This is a genomic window from Acinetobacter sp. ESBL14 (genome assembly GCF_036668815.1).
GTDB lineage: Bacteria > Pseudomonadota > Gammaproteobacteria > Pseudomonadales > Moraxellaceae > Acinetobacter > Acinetobacter gyllenbergii.
The window spans coordinates 102,126-123,839 of sequence record NZ_JAZEVS010000004.1; the positions used below are offsets into that span (position 1 = coordinate 102,126).

At 40.9% G+C, this 21,714-nt stretch carries 16 protein-coding genes and 1 tRNA gene; 4 read left to right on the top strand and 13 right to left on the bottom strand.

Going from position 1 to position 21,714, the window contains the following annotated elements:
* Positions 1-146: 146 nt before the first annotated feature.
* A complete protein-coding gene (locus tag V6E90_RS13755) occupies positions 147-1,505 on the top strand; it encodes an amino acid permease (RefSeq protein ID WP_016660181.1) in 1,359 nt (452 codons plus the stop codon).
* Between the two features lie 69 nt (positions 1,506-1,574).
* Positions 1,575-1,647: transfer RNA gene (locus V6E90_RS13760), tRNA-Arg, on the top strand.
* A 48-nt stretch (positions 1,648-1,695) separates the two neighbouring features.
* Here the strand turns inward: V6E90_RS13760 and V6E90_RS13765 are convergent.
* The 5 genes from V6E90_RS13765 to V6E90_RS13785 form a co-directional block, all read right to left on the bottom strand.
* A complete protein-coding gene (locus tag V6E90_RS13765; protein WP_332605651.1) occupies positions 1,696-3,108 on the bottom strand; it encodes a glutamine synthetase family protein in 1,413 nt (470 codons plus the stop codon).
* Positions 3,109-3,266: 158 nt separating this feature from the next.
* Positions 3,267-3,827, bottom strand: coding sequence for an undecaprenyl-diphosphatase (locus V6E90_RS13770; RefSeq protein WP_016541402.1), 561 nt, complete (start codon positions 3,825-3,827; stop codon positions 3,267-3,269).
* A gap of 212 nt (positions 3,828-4,039) precedes the next feature.
* Positions 4,040-5,149, bottom strand: coding sequence for a porin (locus V6E90_RS13775; RefSeq protein WP_332605652.1), 1,110 nt, complete (start codon positions 5,147-5,149; stop codon positions 4,040-4,042).
* Positions 5,150-5,290: 141 nt separating this feature from the next.
* Positions 5,291-6,628 carry a CitMHS family transporter gene (locus V6E90_RS13780; protein ID WP_016541404.1) on the bottom strand — a complete coding sequence of 446 codons (1,338 nt, stop codon included), beginning with the start codon at positions 6,626-6,628 and terminating at the stop codon, positions 5,291-5,293.
* A gap of 484 nt (positions 6,629-7,112) precedes the next feature.
* Positions 7,113-8,192, bottom strand: a complete 1,080-nt coding sequence (locus V6E90_RS13785; RefSeq protein ID WP_016541405.1) for an AraC family transcriptional regulator — start codon at positions 8,190-8,192, stop codon at positions 7,113-7,115.
* A 131-nt stretch (positions 8,193-8,323) separates the two neighbouring features.
* Here V6E90_RS13785 and V6E90_RS13790 point away from each other — a divergent pair, with 131 nt between their 5' ends.
* Complete coding sequence (locus V6E90_RS13790; protein ID WP_332605653.1) at positions 8,324-9,784, top strand: coniferyl aldehyde dehydrogenase; 1,461 nt, start codon at positions 8,324-8,326, stop codon at positions 9,782-9,784.
* A 60-nt stretch (positions 9,785-9,844) separates the two neighbouring features.
* On the opposite strand, the gene V6E90_RS13795 is transcribed toward V6E90_RS13790, so the two are convergent.
* Genes V6E90_RS13795 through V6E90_RS13805 form a run of 3 tightly spaced genes read right to left on the bottom strand, consistent with a single transcriptional unit; the run spans position 9,845 to position 11,576 of the window.
* Positions 9,845-10,522 carry a DUF799 domain-containing protein gene (locus V6E90_RS13795; protein ID WP_332605654.1) on the bottom strand — a complete coding sequence of 226 codons (678 nt, stop codon included), beginning with the start codon at positions 10,520-10,522 and terminating at the stop codon, positions 9,845-9,847.
* Entirely contained in the window at positions 10,519-10,887 is a 369-nt protein-coding gene (locus V6E90_RS13800) for a DUF4810 domain-containing protein (RefSeq protein ID WP_332605655.1), read from the bottom strand. Before V6E90_RS13800 ends, V6E90_RS13795 begins: the two co-directional genes overlap by 4 nt.
* Positions 10,888-10,904: 17 nt before the next feature.
* Positions 10,905-11,576: a CsgG/HfaB family protein gene (locus V6E90_RS13805; RefSeq protein WP_016541409.1), complete on the bottom strand. Its 672-nt coding sequence runs from the start codon at positions 11,574-11,576 to the stop codon at positions 10,905-10,907.
* 465 nt (positions 11,577-12,041) lie between these two features.
* On the opposite strand from V6E90_RS13805, the gene V6E90_RS13810 reads away from it, so the two are divergent.
* Positions 12,042-13,667: a long-chain fatty acid--CoA ligase gene (locus V6E90_RS13810; RefSeq protein WP_332605656.1), complete on the top strand. Its 1,626-nt coding sequence runs from the start codon at positions 12,042-12,044 to the stop codon at positions 13,665-13,667.
* 29 nt (positions 13,668-13,696) lie between these two features.
* On the opposite strand, the gene V6E90_RS13815 is transcribed toward V6E90_RS13810, so the two are convergent.
* Genes V6E90_RS13815 through kdpA form a run of 5 tightly spaced genes read right to left on the bottom strand, consistent with a single transcriptional unit; the run spans position 13,697 to position 21,447 of the window.
* Positions 13,697-14,395, bottom strand: a complete 699-nt coding sequence (locus V6E90_RS13815; protein ID WP_332605657.1) for a response regulator transcription factor — start codon at positions 14,393-14,395, stop codon at positions 13,697-13,699.
* A 10-nt stretch (positions 14,396-14,405) separates the two neighbouring features.
* Positions 14,406-17,054: a sensor histidine kinase KdpD gene (locus V6E90_RS13820; protein ID WP_332605658.1), complete on the bottom strand. Its 2,649-nt coding sequence runs from the start codon at positions 17,052-17,054 to the stop codon at positions 14,406-14,408.
* Positions 17,055-17,066: 12 nt separating this feature from the next.
* On the bottom strand, positions 17,067-17,702 hold the full coding sequence (kdpC, locus tag V6E90_RS13825; protein WP_332605660.1) for a potassium-transporting ATPase subunit KdpC: 636 nt from the start codon (positions 17,700-17,702) through the stop codon (positions 17,067-17,069).
* Between the two features lie 9 nt (positions 17,703-17,711).
* Complete coding sequence (kdpB, locus tag V6E90_RS13830; RefSeq protein ID WP_332605661.1) at positions 17,712-19,724, bottom strand: potassium-transporting ATPase subunit KdpB; 2,013 nt, start codon at positions 19,722-19,724, stop codon at positions 17,712-17,714.
* Between the two features lie 16 nt (positions 19,725-19,740).
* Complete coding sequence (kdpA, locus tag V6E90_RS13835; protein WP_332605662.1) at positions 19,741-21,447, bottom strand: potassium-transporting ATPase subunit KdpA; 1,707 nt, start codon at positions 21,445-21,447, stop codon at positions 19,741-19,743.
* Positions 21,448-21,714: the final 267 nt, after the last annotated feature.

Consider the following 21,714-nt stretch of genomic DNA (forward strand, 5'->3'; position numbering starts at 1 on the left):
TTTTCATTTTAATATTCATACAAATAAATGATTTTAAATGACTTTTAAAAACAACTTTCCAGTCATAGCATCACTGTACTTTTACTAGGCGAAAATCTTTGAATCTATTAGAATAATCCAGTTAATTCCTCGTCGAGCTCAGTCCTTTGAACAACGATTCTTCTCAACTTCAGCGTGGACTAAAAAACCGCCATATCCAACTCATCGCGATGGGTGGAGCGATTGGTACGGGCTTATTTTTAGGTTCTGCGCAAATTATCCAGTCTGCTGGACCATCTATTATTTTGGGGTATGCAATTGGCGGCTTGATTGTTTTTCTGATCATGCGTCATTTAGGTGAAATGATTGTTGAAGAACCTGTAGCAGGTTCTTTTAGCCATTTTGCTTATAAATATTGGGGTAAATTTCCAGGCTTTATCACAGGTTGGAACTATTGGGTGCTCTATATCCTTGTGGCAATGACTGAGCTAACGGCAGTAGGTAAATATATTAATTACTGGTGGCCACAAATCCCCGCTTGGCAGTCTGTATTATTCTTCTTCGTGGTGATTACAGCAGTGAATTTGACCAATGTTAAATTCTATGGTGAATCAGAGTTCTGGCTAGCAATCATCAAAGTGACTGCTGTCGTTGCTATGATCTTATTCGGTTTATTCCTACTCTTCACTGCGGATGCCAATTCAACTGCCTCATTTAGCAATCTTTGGGCACATGGCGGCTTTTTCCCGCATGGCTTCGATGGCCTGTTCTATATGCTGGCTTTCCTGATGTTTGCCTTTGGGGGAATTGAACTGATTGGTATGGCCGCAGCAGAAGCCAAAGATCCAAAGACCACTATTCCTAAAGCGATTAACCAAGTGGTCATTCGTATTTTAGTGTTCTATGTGGGTTCGCTTGCGATTCTCTTGTCTCTTGTACCTTGGAACCAACTGGATTTAGGCGGCTTAGATAAAAGTCCATTCGTGATGATTTTCAGTCAAATGGGAATTGGTTGGGCAGCGCATTTACTTAACTTTATTATCCTGACAGCTGCATTATCCGTGTATAACAGCGGAATGTATGCCAACAGCCGTATGGTGTTTGGTTTAGCTCAACAAGGTAATGCGCCAAAAATCTTTACCAAAACCAATAAGCAAGGGGTTCCTGTTCCAGCAGTCCTTCTCTCTGCTTTCCTTATTTTTGGCTGTGTCTTGTTAAACTACTTTGTGCCTGAAGATGCGCTTGGACATTTAATGTATGTGGTTGTTGGCGCACTGGTTTTAAACTGGGCAATGATCAGCTTAACCCATTTAAAATATAGACGTCATATCAAAACAGCGCAAATCAAGACTTCGTACCCAGCTTTGTGGTCTCCATTCAGTAACTACTTAGTTTTAGCTTTTATTGGTGTAGTGCTCTACATCATGTGGCAACAAGGCTTCAAAGAATCAGTACTGATGATTCCGATCTGGATTGTATTGATGTTTATTTTCTATAAATTTTTAAATCGTAAAACTGAAGATTAACAGTTGATCGGTTTCATTAAAAAGTGATTGCTTCTGCAATCACTTTTTTGTTTATAATCATAAAATTATGCGCTTATAGCTTAACTGGATAGAGCAGTTGCCTCCTAAGCGACCGACGTGGGTTCGAGTCCCGCTGAGCGCATAACCCATCAACCCTCTTACGCATTGCCCAATCGTCAATATGAGTCATCTAAATATCCCAGCTTTTTTCGATAGCTGTAATTTGGCTATAAACACTTTGATATTCAGCCTGCTTTAGCGTACACCATAGCGTGGCAAAGTCCTTACCTAAGGATTCGATTAAAACCGAGTTGGCTTGGAATAATTGCAATGCCTGCATTTGCTCAGTCGGCAAGAACGCATGCTCACTTTTCATTTTTAGCTGATGTGCTTGCTTAGGAATATCTAATTGATGGGTAAGACCATGTAAAGTTCCAATCAACATCATTGTCACAGCCAAATAAGGATTACAATCTGCTCCCGCAACACGATATTCCAACCGTTGATTTTCTTGATCAGAACATGGAATTCGAATCGCCACATTACGATTATTCAACCCCCAATTGGCTTCAAGCGGCACATGATGACCAAGTTTAAAACGTCTAAAAGAGTTTAAGTTAGGCGCTAAGATCGCCATTGAATCAGGCATCAATAACAGCAGTCCACTCACCGCTTTTAATAAATTATCAGAGATTTTATCTTGCGCCGAACTAAAAAGATTCTGCTGCTTTTGATCTAAAAGACTCATATGGAAGTGCATACCACTGCCCGCTTTATGCATATCAGGCTTGGCAAGAAAGTTTGCACGCAAACCATGCTGATTGGCAATTTGTTTAATGCTTCTTTTCAACAACATAATCTGATCACATAAGGCTAAAAGATCAGTTGTATGCTGTAAATTAATCTCATATTGCCCTGAAGAAGATTCAGAAACAATTCCCGTAATTTGAATATTCTGCCTTTTTGCAACAGCTTCAATCTCATTCAGAATATGTTGATAAATGTCAGAGGTATTAATATCAAAACACTGGCTTGTGGACTCTTGCACAGCGGACAATTCAGTTAAAGGATGTAAATAGAATTCGACTTCGGCTGCGATGCAAGCAACGTAATTTTTATCGTGAAGTTGATAGAGCATCTTTTTTAAAATATTACGAGGTTCATATATGCAATCTTGCTGATGATCATCCTTCATGCTGAGCAGTAGCTGAGCTGTTGTTTCGGGCTCAAGCGCATGTGGTTTTAATGTTCCTAAAACAGGTTCACATAAATGATCAGGCTCTCCAATATATTTGCCAAGTCCTGTCTCCTCAATCACTTTACCATCCAGACTCATGGCATAAATCGACAATAGGAAATAACAGCCTTTATTCAGATTTTTTAGACAACCGACATCAATACGTTTACCGCGTAAGTGTCCATTTAAATCACATAAATAAATGTCGACATGCTGGGTATTGGGATAATGTTTTAAATAAGTTTCGACTTCTTCTATAAATCGTTTTTTTAGCGTAACACCATAAATATCATTGTTGCAGATTGCCGTTTGAATATACTTTTTAAGCGCAGATGGATGATTGATCTCAACAAGTACAGCACTCATAGCTGAAAGCTCAAGTTATATAGATAGATTCAGCTTAGTTGAGGCTCCAATAGAAGTAACGTAAACAGTACGTAAACTCTTTGGGAAATCGAATAAATTTCTTATAACTCAGGCAATAAAAAACGGAGTCAAACCCCGTTTCTGATTCGATTAAATCTCTAATCCGCAATGCGAATGATTTTCAACCTTCTGATTCTGATTGCCAATGCTTTTAAAACATAATTGATAGATATGACCAGCATAAAACCAATCACAAAAGAACCAATCACATCAAAGGGAAAATGGACGCCTACAAAAATTCTTGCTAAACCCACAATGGCACTGAGAATCAAGCCAATAATGCCAATCTTCTTAAAGCCCGCTAACAAATAAGAAAATGCAATAATCACGATTGTGAGCGTATGCTGACTTGGAAAAGATGAACTAGAACCATGACCAATCAACTTATGTCCTAAATCGAGCTGAAATGGACGCGGATGATGATAAAAGAATTCAATAATGTCACTTAGCAGCAGAGAAAACAGGACAATCACAAGTGCTTTGGCAAATATAAGATTGTATATTTTCCACTGCGTGACCAACAAAAATACCAAAAAACTAATAAAGACCGTATTCAAATCCTCAGCTAAAAAAACCGCAAGCTGATCAAGCAATGGGTTTTCTTTCGCAAAAGAATTTACACTATTAAATAACGAAATATTTAATGCTTTAAAAATCATTTCCTTTTCTATCCGCACTATCCATGAAGATCAATGCGCTCAATATACAGGATAATAATGAAGAAATTATTAATTTTTCCTGTAGTTTATTGTTCATATCTTGCTAAAGAATTAAGCGGAGCTATTACATGAAAAATAGATATAAATTCATGGAAAAAGCACCAATAAATAGAAGAAACCTCCGCTATTCATTGATGCTAATCAACTGAAAATTAGAACTTAAATTCTAAACCCGTGCCTGCAATCGGTTGCTTATCTTTAGCACTCGCCTGCTCAAAAGTTGAGTATCCAGCATAACCATAGGCTTTGACTTGTTTGTTAAATGAATAATCAGTTCCTAGCAATAATTGCTTAGCGTCAAAATCTGCTTCATTGCTTTTAAAGCTGGTGTTGTTTTGGCTGTATTGTGCTTTTACAGTCCACTTCGACTGATTTGGTAACTTATATTCAGCGCCAATCAACCATCCTTGTGAATCATCAATATTGATGGCACCTGCATCATTCCCTTTTTTATCCGCAACCTTTGAAGTTTGATACAGCGTTTTTAAAGCGAGACCTTCAATTGGCGTTAGACGACCAATTACACGCATCGTATTTGCTGCTGCAAATACTTCTTCAACTTGGGTCTCTGTCTCTGCTGCATTCAGCAAACCATGTCCCAAGAAATCACTTGGAATGGCTTTATCATAGCCGACACCAACCAAAAACACGGGATGGCTATAACTGAGTGATGCAGACCATGCATCTCCTAGTCCACGACCAGCGGCATTCACACCACCACGCTTGTCATCTTCAATGCCTCTACTTTCGCCTGTTGCGAGTAAAACACTGGCTTCTACGTTACCACCATTCAACGCAATTTCAGGAGAATCATAGACCACCACATTATTGACACGGTTTTCACCCGTCATAATCCCAGTGATGTCAGCTTTATTACCAATATAGTTATTAAAGCTATCCACTGGGCTTGATAAATCTTTTAATGGTGTATTATGTTTTCCGACTTTAAGCGTACCAAAACGTTCGTCTTTTAATCCGACAAAACGGTTTCGTTGTGACCAATCATTTCGATCTCCATCCGCATAAAATGCCCATTCTGCTAAATAAATCGCACTCAAATTTTCGGTTAATTTTTCTTCACCTTTAATCCCAAGAAATGAACTATTACTACTTACCTTCCAGACATCACGATCGGATGAATTCGCATTTTTTTCTGGTAAATAATCAATACTTGCATCAATTTCTCCATAAAATTTTGGTGCTGCAAATGCAGAATAGGTCGCAATACTCATCATCGTTGCGAGAGCAATTTTCATCTTCATTGTTATCTTCCTAACCATCTAAAAAAAAGTAAAAAAACGCTATTTCGCTCTATTTCAAGCAAAATTTAAAATTAAGGGGGAACGAATAAATATGAATGCTTTTATATATTTATGCATATAAAAGCATCATCATAATTAGATTTACATATTATAAAATGGGAATACGCCAAATATTAATGCACTGCCCATCAATACGCAGCAGGTAATAAATGCCCATTTCAAAGTGAATTTTTGATGGTCACCCATTTCTACTGCAGCCAAACCACAGAGTAAGTAGGTTGAAGGAACCAATGGCGATAATAAATGGATCGGCTGACCAATAATCGATGCACGTGCGATTTCTACAGGGGCAATACCATAATGCGATGCAGCTTCTGCAAGAATCGGTAACACACCAAAATAGAAGGCATCATTAGACATAAAGAAGGTTAAAGGCATACTTAATACACCCGTAATCGGTGCCAAATAAGGTCCTAAACTTGGCGGAATCACCGCGACAAAGCCTTTAGACATGGCTTCAACCATACCTGTACCCGATAAAATTCCAGTAAAGACACCTGCAGCAAAGATTACACCTACCACTGCTAATACGCTATCGGCATGCATCGCAATACGTTTTTTCTGCATGTTCACGCATGGATAGTTCACCACCAATGCAATACAGAAACCCAGCATAAATAGGATCGACATTGGTAAAATCCCTTTCACCAAAGACGCCATTAACACCAGTGTTAAAATTCCGTTAAACCAGCGTAAATGCGGACGTTGTGCTTCTGGATCTTTTGAAATTGAAATATCATCAGCATGGCTGATATCCACCAACTCAATCACACCTAAGCGTTTGCGCTCATACATGCCATACAGATAAGCCAAGAAGAATAACCAAGCAGCAGCCACAATCATCGATGGAATCATTGGAATAAACACTTCACTGGCATCGACTTGTAATGCACTCGCTGCACGCGCAGTCGGTCCACCCCATGGTGTCAAGTTCATCACACCGCTACAAAGCAGCATCAAACAGGTCATAATCAGGGGATTCATGCCAACACGTTTATACAGCGGCATCATAGCAGCCACACAGATCATGTACGTGGTTGAACCATCACCATCTAAAGAAACCAGTAGCGTCAAAAAAACCGTACCTAATGTGATTTTTAGCGGATCACCTTTTACTTTCTTTAAAATCCATCTGACCGAAGGATCAAATAAGCCCGAATCAATCATTAATGCAAAATACAAGATTGCAAAAAGCAACATCACACCAGTTGGCGCTAGTTTTTTAATCCCCTCTAACATGGTATTGCCAAGTTCAGCGAGCTGGATATGACTCAAACTGTCAAAATAAAAACCGAGACCCCAAGCAATGAGGGCGAATATGAATGGGATTAAAATTAATGCAACTAATGCACTGAGACGTTTTGACATGATCAAATACATAAAGCACATGATCATGCTGATACCTAAAAAAGTCAGCATTGAACGCAATCCTTAGCATAATAAATTTTTTATTAATGGGTAGACCCTACCCTAATCCAGCACAGATTCTATGCGATTTAACTTTAGGTAATTCATTTAATTTAATTATATAGTCAACACAGCCATTCACATGAAAAATACTTTAAAAGTATGCAAATATACTTTTTAATATAAGACTTTAATTATTAATATATTTTTATCAAACAATTTAGATCAATCGATCAAAACATCCGAGTAATAAACAAACAAAATACAACCTATTCAAAATATCAATGCTATATTATGGTGCAATTTTTGATTAAAAAATAACGTTTTTAAACAAATGATAATTAAAACAAATATCATTCATTTATAAAACTACTATTCTGGTTAAAATAAAAGCAGGAGAATAACCCTTATTGTATTGCTCTCAAATTATAATAAGTATTATTATCATAGGATATTAAAATAATATTAAAAATTCATATTCCAAGAATAAAACAACTTATTTAAACTCAATTTCATTATTTTTATGTAGCCTATACTCATTTGGTGAAATCCCAACCCAATTTCGATAGGCTTTTCTAAAATTTGAGGTATCCGAAAACCCTAAGCGTTCTGCGATTTCATCGATGCTCAAGCTGGTTGTTAAATACTCATCGGCAAGTCGGCGTCTAGTACTATCTAAAATTTCCTGATAACTGATATCGACATCTGCCAAACGACGATACAAAGTTCGCTTAGATAAATGTAATTGATCCGCCATCTGTTGTGCAGTTGGAAAGCTTCCCACAGCATCTAATAAAATGAGTCGAATGGTACGAACTAACTCGGGCTCTTGCTCATTGTCATCTGTTGCTAACATGCGCTCACAAAAAGATTGGCACATATCCGCAGTAATCGGATTGGCATTGGGACAAGGCCTATCAAGCCAATCAAGATCAAAATGCCATTGCATCACCTCAGCATCAAACTCGACAGGACAACGAAATACCTTTTCATACTCTGCCGCATATTCTGGGGCTGGATAAGGCAGTAATAATTTTTTAGCTTGAAATGGCGCTTCCAAAACACATTCAATCAAGCTTTGCATCGAACTAAACCAAAACTCGCAGACCAAAGGCAATAGCTTGCCGAGCGCAATAATCTCATGGCCTTCAAAAATGGCGACTTGCTTTTGAATTGAAAAGGTTTTCTTAAGGACTGGTGCAGCGAGTTTGATATGACGAATACCAAACTCCACTGCTTGTTGAAAATTACGGGAAGCGTAAAGCGCATAGCCATAGACACCAAAGTCGGATAAGCGTTGCTTTTGACCCGCCCGCATACCAATCAGCGGATCTGTGGTTAAACGCTGAATGGTTTTAAACAGTTGTAATTTTTGATAGGGAGAAATATGGGAAGCTGCGCTATTCAGTGCATCCTGAGAAATGCCCGTACCAGCCAAAAGTTCTGTCAGACTATAACCTTGTTGTTGCATCGCGTCTAGCAGACTAGTTAAACCAAGAATCGGTGTTCCCTGAGCCATCTGTTGTTGATCATAACGTGCTTCGACCAATGTTGAGCCCAGCTCTTGTTTACGCATTTTTTCACCTCATCCCTTAAGTGATGATGCATAATGGCACTAAATTACTTTTTGTTGTCTCAATTTAACATCGACTACAAAACGCATCAATCATAAAGTCTATTCTACTAATAAGCATGAAAGGAGCAACAATGACACTTTCAACTTCACAGGCCTTCAGTGATCCTGCAACCGAGCATATGCATTCGGTTTTCAAGCAACAACGTGCTGCTTTTACTGCTCAGCCCTACCCTGCTCTCGATGATCGACGTCGCAAATTATTGCAAATAAAAAAACAAATTATCCGTTATCAAGATGTGATTGCGTCTGCAATTAATACCGACTTTAGTTCACGCTCTGTAGATGAATCAAAACTGCTGGATTTACTCGGTTCTGTACTTGAAGCGGAACATGCCATTCGCCATGTCCGCCGTTGGATGCGACCAAGCAAACGTAGCACTGAATTGCTATTTTTATCGAATCGCTTACGAGTGCAGTATCAGCCCAAAGGTGTTGTTGGGGTCATTGTTCCTTGGAACTTTCCAGTTTATCTGGCCTTAGGTCCTTTAATTGCCGCAATTGCAGCAGGTAATCGGGTGATGATCAAACTACCCGAAGTGACTCCTGCGACTAATGCTGTGGTACGACGGATGTTGGCTGAGATTTTCAGTGAAGATGAAGTTGCTGTTTTTGGTGAGGAAATCCTTGACCCAGCCCAATTCACTTCGCTTCCATTCAACCATATTGTATTTACCGGCTCGCCTGCGATTGGTCGTGTAGTAATGCGCGCGGCCGCAGATAATCTGACCCCAGTCACCTTAGAACTTGGCGGTAAATCCCCTGCTTTGGTGAGTCGTAACTATCCTTTGGCTGATGCAGCAAAACGTGTTTTACACGGCAAAGCCACCAACTGTGGTCAGATCTGCGTTGCACCCGACTATGCACTGGTGCCAAAAGAAAAAGTGGATCAATTCGTTACAGAATGCCAAACGAATTTCACCAGTATGTATGGCAACAACATTCGCAACAATGACAATTACACCTCGATTGTGAATGATCGTCATCTAAAACGTTTGCTTGATATTTTGGATGATGCCCAAGCCAAAGGTGCTCAAATCATTGCCTGTGGTGAATATGATCGTGACCAAGATGCGCGTCGGATGCCGGTGCATATCGTACTGAATTGCACCCCAGAGATGCGAATTTTAAAAGAAGAGCTATTTGGCCCAGTTTTACCTGTGGTTGCTTATGATAGCGTAGACGATGCAATTCAGTATATTCAGGCAGGTGAGCGACCATTGGCTTTATATTTCTTTACCCATGATGCCAATGAACGTGATTACGTCTTAAAGCAAACCCACTCTGGTGGCGTGACCTTGAATGATTGGGGCTGGCATGTAGTCAACCACGATGCACCTTTCGGGGGAATCGGAAACTCTGGCATGGGTTCTTATCATGGCGAAGAAGGTTTCCGTGAACTTTCTCATGCTAAAACAGTGTTTGCACGTCATCGTTTCTTCCCAACCCAGTTGTTCTATCCGCCATACGGTACTTGGGTACAAAAGTTGGCCATACGTTTCTTCTTGAAACAAGGTGACCCAAATATCAAATAATCTTTAAGAATAAAAAAGCCTCATCAAGAGGCTTTTTTATTCTGCAGATGAAAAAATGAATTACTTTAGAACACCATCTTGTTGGTATTTCGGTGAACGAGGTCCATAGAGTAAACCTAAACCTGGGTTATGCTGTGTTGGGGTAAAGAGTTGCGTATTCACCACCGATGCCAACGGATAAGCCCGATCATTTAAGCTTCCCGCAATTTGTTCAACCAATGCCCCGACCAACGCAGTGAGTAAGTCATTGTTGCCACTATTGCTGGATTGAACAGCCTTTTTCTCACCCGTCCAAAGCGTTTCATTGCTGTTTAAATCAACCAATTTTGCTTCTACACTGACGGTTGCAACACTTTGGATCACTTGATACTGAGAACCATATTCTTTAATTCGAATATAGAGTGCGGCATCAGCCCCAAAGATTTCCTGTAATTTCTGCGGCGCAATGCTTTGTGCATCATGGCCATTGGTCACGCCGTTCTCTTTAAACATCGAGTCGACCACAGAAATCGGAAAGACGTAATAACCTGCTTCAGCAACGGGTGTAATCACGGTTGGCCAATAACTATAAGTTGCCTTCACATCTGGGGAATCATTGACTGGCGGTAACACCAGAATAGATTTCGGCATATGCTGTTTATAGGCCGTCATATCTTTATTCACTGTTGGAGATGATGCACAGCCGGTAACCAGTATGCCTGCAAGTAGAAGGTTTGAAACTAAAAATGCCTTGATCATGGCTTTGCAATTCCTCCATTGGCATTCATCTTCTGCAACAAACGATTCATCAATACCGTAGATTCAGGATAAACCTGTCGTTCCAATTGAAAATATTCCACGGCTTTTTGTGTATGATTCACTTGTAAAGATAACCAGCCCAGATGTGCATATAAGCCTGGTGGAACAGCCAGATTCTTCGCCTTGGCTTTTTCGATTTCCGCTTCTAGCTTGATAATTTGTGCGCTCGGTGTGGCTTTTTCTGGTTGGTTATACATCAGATAGGTCTGCTGTGTATAAGAGCCCCAACTATATAAAGGTTGAGGTCCAGCAGCACAACCGACCAATCCGATGCTGATCAGACTGGTGCAAACAATGTTTTTCATTTTAGGACGATCCAGTCTTATTGCGCAGTCCAACGATTATTCTGAATATCAGTCACCAAATTGTTGACTGCTTCGCGTACCGCTAGATCAAGCACCTTACCATTCAAGGTTGAGTCATAAGAGGCTGTAGAACCAAAACCAAGTACTTCACGCGCACCCAATGCATACTCACCCGCACCTTGTACTGAATGTACAATCTCTGAGGTTTTTACATCAACAATATTCAAGTTCACTTTGGCATATGCAATTTGCTGTTTACCGCGTCCCAAAATTCCAAATAATTGTTGATCACCCACTTCTTTGCGACCAAATTCAGACACATCGCCAGTAATCACATAGCGTGCACCTTTAATGCTTTGAGTGCTGTTGCTAAATCCCACTTCTTGTTTAAGTTCAGACAAATTATCGCGATTTAGAACTGAGAAATAACCCGTTTGCTGTAGATGCGTTTCTAAAATCGTTTTCGCCTGTCCACCAAGACGATCCACATTGTCAGAGAAGATACCTCTCATATAACTAGAACGATTATCAAACTTACCAATCGAAACAGGTACTTTCACCCCGTTATATTTAATCTGTTGAACAGCTGCCGTCACTTGCGGGCTTTGAATTGATTTGGATGTTTCTGTGGTTGAGCAGGCCATTAAGCCAAAAGTACTAAATACTGTTACCGCTAATAATTTTTTCATTTTGACTCAAATAAGCAAGATATAAAAAAGTTTCACTAGTATATACTAAAAAACTGAAAACAGCTTATCGCTATAAACGCACTAAACCATTATTAATTATAATAAAATTTATTCCATAGTCTCATAAATATTGCATATTATAAGTACATGATTATCGTTCAATCGGCTGGAATAACCGAGAATCTCCCTTAGTCCTTGGCTCAATCAGATGAAATGATCATTAGAGTTTTAATATGAATAAAATGTGCTTTCATATTGACCACTATTTTTCTCGATGCTACTTTCATTTTGCTAGACCTCAAGTTCTCACCATAGCCAAGCTGTGCTACATCTCTAGATAGATTATTCGCCCTAAATTTGCCTATTCAATATCATTTTATTTCAGCTAGTAACGATAAACAGTAAGACATCAAGCTCATGTTCACCTCTTAATTGAACAAATCAACCCACAAGAAAGGATAAAAAATGTTTGGAAAAATGATACATCAGGATTTATTGATTAGTAACTTAATTGAGCATGCAGCAAAATACCATGCAGATACTGCCATTTTTTCACGTGAAGTTGACGGTCAGCTCAGCACAACAGATTGGAAACACATCCAGCAGAATAGTAAACGCTTAGCGAATGCTTTCAAGGCGTTTAATTTAACAGAGGGTGATCGTATTGCCACAATCGCATGGAATAATCGCCGTCACTTAGAATCATGGTATGCCATTTCCGGATGTGGTTATGTTTGTCACACCATTAACCCACGATTATTTCTAGAGCAGTTGACCTTTATTATTAATGATGCCCAAGATAAAGTTATTTTCTTCGACATTACATTTTTGCCATTAATCATTGCAATTAAGGATCAAGTTCCTTCGGTTGAAAAATTAATCTGTTTAAGCGCCTATGATGAAAGCGTTGCCACCACACTTCCAAACGTTCTTTTTTATGATGCGTTAATTCAAGATCAATCGGTAGAATTTGATTGGCCACAATTCAAAGAAGAAACCCCCAGCTCCTTATGTTATACCTCCGGCACAACGGGGAATCCCAAAGGTGTGTTATATAGCCATCGTTCGACTTTACTGCACACGATGGCCATTGCACTCCCCGACTCGTTAAATATTTCTGCTCGAGATATTGTCATGCCAGTAGTGCCTATGTTCCATGTCAATGCATGGGGCATTCCCTATGCAGCAGCAATGGTCGGGAGTTCTCTCATTCTGCCTGGACCACATTTAGATGGTGAGAGCCTGGTTCGTTTAATTGATGATTATAAAGTTACCGTGGCATTGGGTGTGCCTACCATTTGGCAGGGCTTATTGCTTGCTGCCAAAAAAACAGGCAGCAGCTTAGAAAGTATGCAGCGCAATGTGGTTGGGGGCGCAACCTGCCCACCCTCTATCATCCGTGAATTTAGAGACACTTATCATTGTGACACGATTCATGCATGGGGAATGTCAGAAATAAGTCCACTGGGCACAGCCAATCAACCCAAAGCAAAACATGCCTCGTTAAATCCGACAGAACTTGAGAAATTGCGCCAAAGCCAAGGTCGTCCGCCTTTTGGTATAGAGCTACGTATTGTTGATGAAAATAGCATAACACCACTCGCAAATGATGGGCATACACAAGGAAACCTACAAGTTCGTGGTCCATGGGTCGTTGATCACTATTTTAATCAAGAAAAAAGTTCCCTGACTTCAGATGGTTGGTTTGATACTGGTGATATCGCAAGCATTGATTCTGATGGTTACATGACCATCCGTGATCGCGCCAAAGATTTAATCAAATCAGGCGGTGAATGGATTTCATCTGTTGAAATAGAGAATATTGCCGTCGGCCATCCTGAAATTCGTATGGCTGCAGCAATTGCTGCACGCCATCCCAAATGGGATGAACGTCCAATTTTAATTGCGGTAAAACAAGAGCACTCCACTTTAACTGAAGAGGATGTGCTTGAATATTTTGCCGATAAAATCGCATCTTGGCAGGTTCCAGATGCCGTGATTTTTGTTGATGCTCTGCCTATCAATGGAACAGGGAAAATTGTGAAGGCAGAACTGCGCGAAAAATATGGTGATTTTTTACTAAAATCATAATCGCTAAATACAGCGACCACATAATTTCACTATTCACCAAAGCGTAACCCTACACCCGCAATGGTGAAAATGTACTTAGGTGTCACTGCGGAATCCCCTATTTTAGTTCTGAGTTTTTTTACTAAGATTCTAAGATAGTGGGTATCCTCTTCATGACTAATCCCCCATAACTCAGTCATGATTTGTTTTTGCGTCACGATTTTACCTTGATGACGAATCAACAGTGCCAACAACTGAAATTCTTTTTTAGTTAAAGCGATATCTTCATCTGCCAGTTTGGCTGTATGTTCAGCAACATCGACCCAAAGCTGTCCATCATTAAATATTAGATTGTGTTCTGCCTGTTGTGGCTTATTGCGGAACATCACCCGAATACGGGCACAGAGCTCCTGAATGCTAAAGGGTTTGGTGACATAGTCATTGGCACCCGCATCTAGTAGTTTAATTTTTTGATTTTCATCTGGACGTGCCGACAAGACGATCACAGGAATATCGGACCATTGTCTCAATTCAAGCAATACTGCCTGTCCCTCCATATCAGGTAACCCCAGATCTAGAATCAACAAGTCCGCTCCACGTGTTGCCAAACTCTCCAATCCTTTCATACCATTTTCAGCCACATGTACCTGATAGCCCTGTGCACGTAAAGCAATGTCCAAAAACTTCCGGATTTGTGGCTCATCATCAATAATCAGAATTGATGCTGGTGAGTTAAATGAGTGCGGCATAACAGTGGTTTTAATCCTGATGAAGTGGTAATCGTATTCTAATTAAGGTGCCCTGACCATATGTCCCTGCGAGTGCTTCGATACTGCCCATATGCGCCCCAATAATCGCTTTAACAATAGCAAGACCTAAACCTGTTCCAGTTTTGCCCCGATCACCACGTTGCATGGTATAGAACATATCAAAAATTTGCTCTCGCTCATCTTCAGGGATTCCGACGCCTTGATCCATAATATCAATTTGTAGGAACTGATCTTCTTGATAAATCCTGACCTCAATTGGCACATCATCAGGTGAAAATTTGGCTGCATTTTCCAACACATTAAAGATGGCCTGCTCAATCAAGGCCGGATGCACAAATAATTGTGGCAAGTTATCTGTCATTGTAACGTCAATATTAATCTTGGGCTGATAGCGCTTCAGTCGCTGTGTCGCCGATCCGATCAGTTCTTCTACGCCAATCCAGTCACGACTTAGACTTAAACCCTGATGACCTAATCGGGTCATATCCAGCAGATTTTGAATATAACGATCCAAGCGTTCACCTTCAACATGAATGGTGTCCAATAAACTTTCACGATCCTCTGCTGGCATCTGCTCACCATAGTATTTCAGACTATCTGCTGATCCGATCATTGCAGCCAAGGGGGAACGTAGATCATGAGAGACAGATGACAATAATGCCGAACGTAACTTTTCAGTTTCTGCTACCACACGGGAGTTTTCTAACTGTAAAGACAACTGTACCCGTGACGTGGTTTGTGCAATATCATCAATCATCAGTTCCGCCAACCGTTGCTGCTCAAAACTGATTGTTTCTGTTTTTTGATTAAATCGAAGTGCGATCACCCCATAGCCTCCCACCAGATTTAGTGGATTAAACCACCATTCGGATTGGGTTAGCGTATTGGTAAAACGCCCACAAGGCTTGGCATTTTTCTGGGTCCAATTGGCCGCGATTTGATCTTTTTCATTCAACACACTGCTATCGCCTAACTCCTGTGTGCCAATTCTCAACCACACTGTTGCATTTAAACAACTCTCTAAATGTTGTTTGGCAATATTTAAAACCTGTTCAATATCGACACAGCTAGATAACTTCCGCTCCAACTCTTGCATTTGTAAAGACACTGAGTTGGCAGCACGTAAACTAAGAACCTGAGCGCGTAATTGATTGGCTAAACGCCCCACCAACAAGGCCGAAGCAATAAAGATAACAATGGTGATCACGCCACGTTCAGCACTAATGCGCAAGGTAAATCGAGGTTCAATAAAAAAGTAGTTATAAAGCAAGAAACAAATCACCACACTCAAAATGGTGATCAGCATCCGCGCCCGCATCGCAACCACCAACACGGTGACCACAAAAATCAAAGCCAATTCGCTATACCCAATAAAATGATCACTCACTGTTGCCGCAATTAAGCCCAATAAGACAATCAAACTACTTTCAATGATCTCACGTGGGTTAAAAACCAGTGCTTGTGCCGACCACGATACGCGTGTGCTATCTATCTGCGGTTTCGGTTCATTAGATTTCGTTTTTAATGGTTGAACGAAGGTGATCTCAAAAGGGTGCTGTTTTTCTAAAAGTTGATCAGCAATATGGTCTGAGAACAGACGCTGCCAAAACGATTTTTGAGGACTTTTACCGAGTAAAATATTGGATGCACCATAATCATAGGCCGCCTGTAAAATGGTCGATGCAATATGATTGCTATGTAACAAATAGGTATCTGCACCGAGTTTCCGCGCCAAGTTAAATGCCTTGGTTACGGCTAAGGTTTGTGTTGTTGTTTTCTGGCTCTTTTGAATTGAAATTACACTCCACATCGCATTGCGTCTCTCTGCGATACGATGTGCCCGCCTAACCAAATCCTCAGAAAACTCAGAACCATCAATTGCTAACATCACATGATTTTGAATCGGGATAATCTGCCCTTGTGCAACAAATTTTTCCCGATAATCAATTTCAACTTGCCCTGCAACGGTTTGAATCGCTAAATCCCGTAAAGCGGTTAAATGTGCCGGCTTAAAAAATCCCTGTAGCGCATGGGGTGCAACATCGGCTAAATAAATTTTGCCATGATTCATGCGTTCTAATAACTCAGGTACAGGCAAATCAACCAAACGAATGTCTTTCAAGCGTTTTAATAACGCATCGGGAACTGTTTCACTGACCCGAATGCCTGTAATTTGATAGACCACATCATTCAGGCTTTCCAGGTGTTGAATGTTTAAAGTGCTATAAACATCAATCCCTGCATCCAACAGTTCATTGACATCTTGCCAACGATATTCATGCCGACTGTTTGGCACATTGCGATGTGCCAATTCATCCACCAACACGATTTCAGGCTTTAATTTAAGAATTTGGTCAAGATCCATCTCTTCCAGCATACGGCCTTGATATTCCACAGCCTTTCTTGGAATTACATTGAGGCCTTGAATCAAACGCTCGGTATCAGATCGACCGTGGGTTTCAACCACCCCGACCATCACATGCTGCCCTTGTTGCATCAGTTCATGCGCTCGGGTCAGCATGGCATAGGTTTTACCTACGCCAGGTGCTGCGCCTAAGAAAATGGTTAAACGTCCAGATTGTTCGCGTTGACTATGTGCCAACCACGCATCTGCTTTGTTATTACGATCAATCTGCATAAGTGCGCTCTATTAACGAGGTGTAGATGACAATTGATCTAAGGCTAGATTCAACTGCAGTACATTGACTCGTGCTTGTCCATATAAACCAAGCTGTGCAGGCTGAATCTGTTGTTGTACTAAATCTCGCAATTGTTGCTCTGCTAAATGACGTTGTTGCGCCACTCGCTTCACCTGTAACAATGCACTCTCAGGTGAAATATCAGGGTCAATCCCACTACCTGATGCTGTCACCATATCGTTCGGTACCTGCTGTTCTGAAATATGATTGTTCTGGGCAAATTGCACCGTTCTTTCCTTAATTTGTTTTTGTAAGTCAGGATTAGAAACCGCTAAATTACTTCCCGCCATTCCATCTACACTGTAACTTACCGCACTGGGGCGACCATGGAAATATTGTTCACCAACAAAATTTTGCCCCACCAAACTTGAACCCACAATTCTGCCATCCAGTTCGATTAAGCTGCCATTGGCTTGCACTGGAAAGAGTAGCTGTGCAATAGAAACACTAGCCGTAGCATACAGCACTCCTGCAATTAGGAAACCCACGGCTATCAGACCAAGACTAGGACGTAGAACTGAATGTCCTTGACCCGATAATGCCAAGTCCTGTTGATTCAATTGCTCATGATTCAATAAAGTATTCATTTCTCACTCCTAAATCCATACAGACACAACAAGGTCAATGAGCTTGATCGCGATAAACGGAAAGATCACCCCACCTACCCCATAAATCAACATATTACGGCGTAACAATTGCAATGCACTGGCAGGTTTAAACTGCACCCCTCTTAAAGCCAATGGGATCAACATTGGAATAATCAGTGCATTAAAAATCAAGGCTGAAATTACTGCACTGCTTGGACTACTGAGTTGCAAAATATTCAGCACCCCAAGTTGTGGAATGGCCACCGCAAACAATGCAGGTAAGATGACAAAGTACTTGGAGACATCATTTGCTAAAGAAAAGGTGGTTAAGGCGCCACGGGTAATCAATTGCTGCTTCCCAATTTCAACTACATCCAACAACTTGGTTGGGTCAGAGTCCAGATCTACCATATTGCCAGCTTCTTTCGCGGCTTGAGTGCCTGAGTTCATGGCTAAGCCAATGTCTGCCTGTGCCAAGGCAGGTGCATCATTGGTACCATCACCGACCATTGCCACCAGTTTACCCGCAGCTTGTTCTTTACGGATACAAGCCAATTTATCTTCAGGTTTGGCTTCTGCAATATAATCATCCACCCCCGCTTCTGCTGCAATCGCTGCTGCAGTCAACGGATTGTCACCTGTAACCATAATGGTTTTAATACCCATCTCACGTAACAGCGCAAAACGTTCTTTAATACCCTGCTTGATCACATCTGATAGCTCAATCACCCCTAAAATACTGTGATTTGAAGCGACTACGAGTGGTGTTGCACCTTTAGAAGCCACTTGCTCGACACGAGTTTTGAGTTCAATGTTGTCTTTGATCTCTTGATTGGTAAATTTAAGGATGGCATCGACAGCACCTTTACGAATCTTTTGTCCAGTCGCTAAGTCCACACCAGACAAACGTGTTGATGCACTAAACTGGATAAATTCTGCATCTTGAGGCTCACGAATGCTCTCGCCCATTTCTTTACCCAAACTCACCACAGATTTACCTTCAGGGGTTGGATCAGCGAAAGACGTCAACATTGCGGCTTGACGTAATTCAGTTGGACTCACGCCAGCCAATGGATAAAAAGCTGTCGCTTGGCGGTCGCCATAAGTGATCGTGCCGGTTTTGTCCAATAGCAGCACATCAATATCACCTGCAACTTCAACTGCTTTCCCTGATTTGGCTAAGACATTGGCTTTGAGCGCACGGTTCATCCCAGCAATCCCAATCGCAGGGAGCAAGCCCCCAATTGTGGTTGGAATCAAACATACCAATAGAGCAATCAACAAGACGATGCTGATTTTAATCCCGACCATTGAACCAATAAAGGGTAAGCTTGCCACCACCACAATAAAAGTAATGGTCATAATATTGAGCAAAATACTTAACGCGACCTCATTCGGTGTTTTTTGGCGATTGGCACCTTCAACTAAGGCAATCATACGGTCTAGGAAACTATGACCAGCTTCATTACTCACGCGAATAATAATTTCATCTGACAAAACCTTAGTGCCGCCAATCACGCCTGAACGATCCGTATTGGCTTCACGCAATACGGGCGCAGACTCCCCTGTAACAGCTGATTCATTGATGGTCGCAAAGCCTTGAATAATCTCGCCATCCGCAGGAACAATTTCACCGGCTTTGACGATGACCAGATCATCTTTTTTAAGCAGATTGGCAGAAATCGTATTCGGTACAGCATTTAAATCGAGGATACGATTTGCGGTTAAGTTTTCACGGGCCTGACGTAGAGATGCAGCTTGCCCACGCCCTTTGGCCTCAGCAACCGCTTCTGCATAATTAGCAAATAGTACTGTCACCAATAAGATCAGACTCAACAGCAGACCAAAACCGAAACTGGTACTCCCCATCAAGGTTGCGACAATCGTTAAGATTGTACCCACCCAGACACAGGCCATCACTGGATTTTTAAAAGCATACTGTGGCAACAGTTTATGAAAAGTTTGCTGAATAATTTCTTTATTCAAAATATCCATTTGTTGTGTCGCATTTGAATGTTTCATTGTTGTCGCTCCACGCTTAAACTTTCACAGATAGCACAGATAAATAATCAGCAATTGGCCCAATCACCAACACGGGCATAAATTGCAACAAGGTGAGAATCAACACGATCCCAATTAAGGTCAGTGCAAAGGTCGGTGACTCAATATGTAAAGAACCTTTGCTTTCGGTTGCTTGAGGTTTGGTTGCTAAACTGACTGCAATCAACACAGGGATGATCAAGACGCTATAACGGCCTGCCAACAGAGCAATACTGGCACTCAGATTCCACCAGAGCGTGTTATCGCCTAAACCTTCAAAACCAGAACCATTGTTGGCATAAGCAGAGACATACTCATAAAACACTTGGCTAATGCCATGGAAGGCTGGATTTGAATTCCCTGTAATCGATGGAAATGCAATGGCAATCGCAGTTAAACCCAGAATCACTACAGGTTGTAATACAATCACCAGCGCTAACAACTTAATTTCAGCGACTTCAATTTTTCGACCAAACAACTCAGGGGTACGTCCCGTCATCAAGCCTGCAATGAATACAGCCAAGAACAGGTAAATAAAGAACTGTAATAGACCACAGCCAATCCCACCCCAAATGGCATTAATCAGCATATTGCACAGTTCCACCAATCCCGTGAGTGGTGAGGCAGAGTCATGCATCATATTGACCGAACCGTTATTCACTTGGGTGGTCAAACTTGCCCACAGTGCCGATGCCTCTGTACCAAAGCGGACTTCCTTACCTTCCATCAATGCCGTGTTTGCAATCAACGAAGATTTTTCAGTCCACAACGTTAATGAGGTTGAAGCCAATGACATGAATAGCATGGTGCCAAAAATCATCCACATCAATTTCTTACGTTGAATAAAGCGACCAATCATAAACACGACTGATAGAGGAATCAGTAAGATCGCGAGCATCTCAATCACATTGGATAAGGGGGTTGGATTCTCCAATGGCACACTGCTATTCGGACCATACCAACCACCACCGTTACTTCCCAGTTGTTTAATCGCAACCATGGGGGCAACTGGACCCAGTGGAATATGTTGAGTTTGTACTTCTGCTGTAGGCGCTAAAACCTGTGCAGTTGGACCAGCGGATAATGTTGCAGGAACGCCTTGAAAAGTAAGCAGCAAAGAAAAAATTAAGCCGAGCGGAATAAAGAATCTAAATAATGGTCGAATGATATCCATCCAGTAATTACCTAAATTAATCGTATTTCCATCTTTTTTATTCGAGCCCTCTTCGTTGCCAGATTGCAAAAACAAAGCTCTCAACATTGCCACCAGTAAAGCCAGTCCAATAATTGGCGACAAATATTGCAAGCCAACAATCACGGTCATTTGCGATAGATAAGACAGTTGAGCCTGTCCTGAATAGTGTTGTTGGTTGGTATTGGTCAGAAACGAAATGGTGGTATGTAAAGCCAGATCCCAATTCATATTCGGAATATGATCAGGGTTGAGTGGTAGCCATGCTTGAGTCATTAAAATGCTGACGCTTGCAGCAAGCAATAAAATATTACTGAGCACAAATGCTGTTAAATATTGCCGCCAATTCATTCCACTATGCTTGACACCCAGCACCGCATAAATGGGCCGCTCAATCCATTTAAACAACGCGTCACTTTTCATTGGCTTTGCTTGCATCACATCGGCAAGATAAGCCCCTAGCGGATACGCAAGCAGTAATGAAAAGACAAATACAGAGATAAATTCCCACATAGCATATGCCATTTAAAAATAGTTCAGCTTTAGTATGGAAATTGGGAACGTAAATTCTCTATATTGAAAAAAGCAGGAAACGTAAATTCTGCGTAAAATTATTCAACTTTGTTCTAATACGCTGAAATTTTTAGCTAAAAAGAAAATATGGAGAAATAAATCTCATTTTTTACAAAAAATCTTTGACCAAATAAAAAACTTTTTTTGGAAAAATGCAAAAAAGAACGATTATTATTTTAAAATAATAATTTATATTTATCATTATTT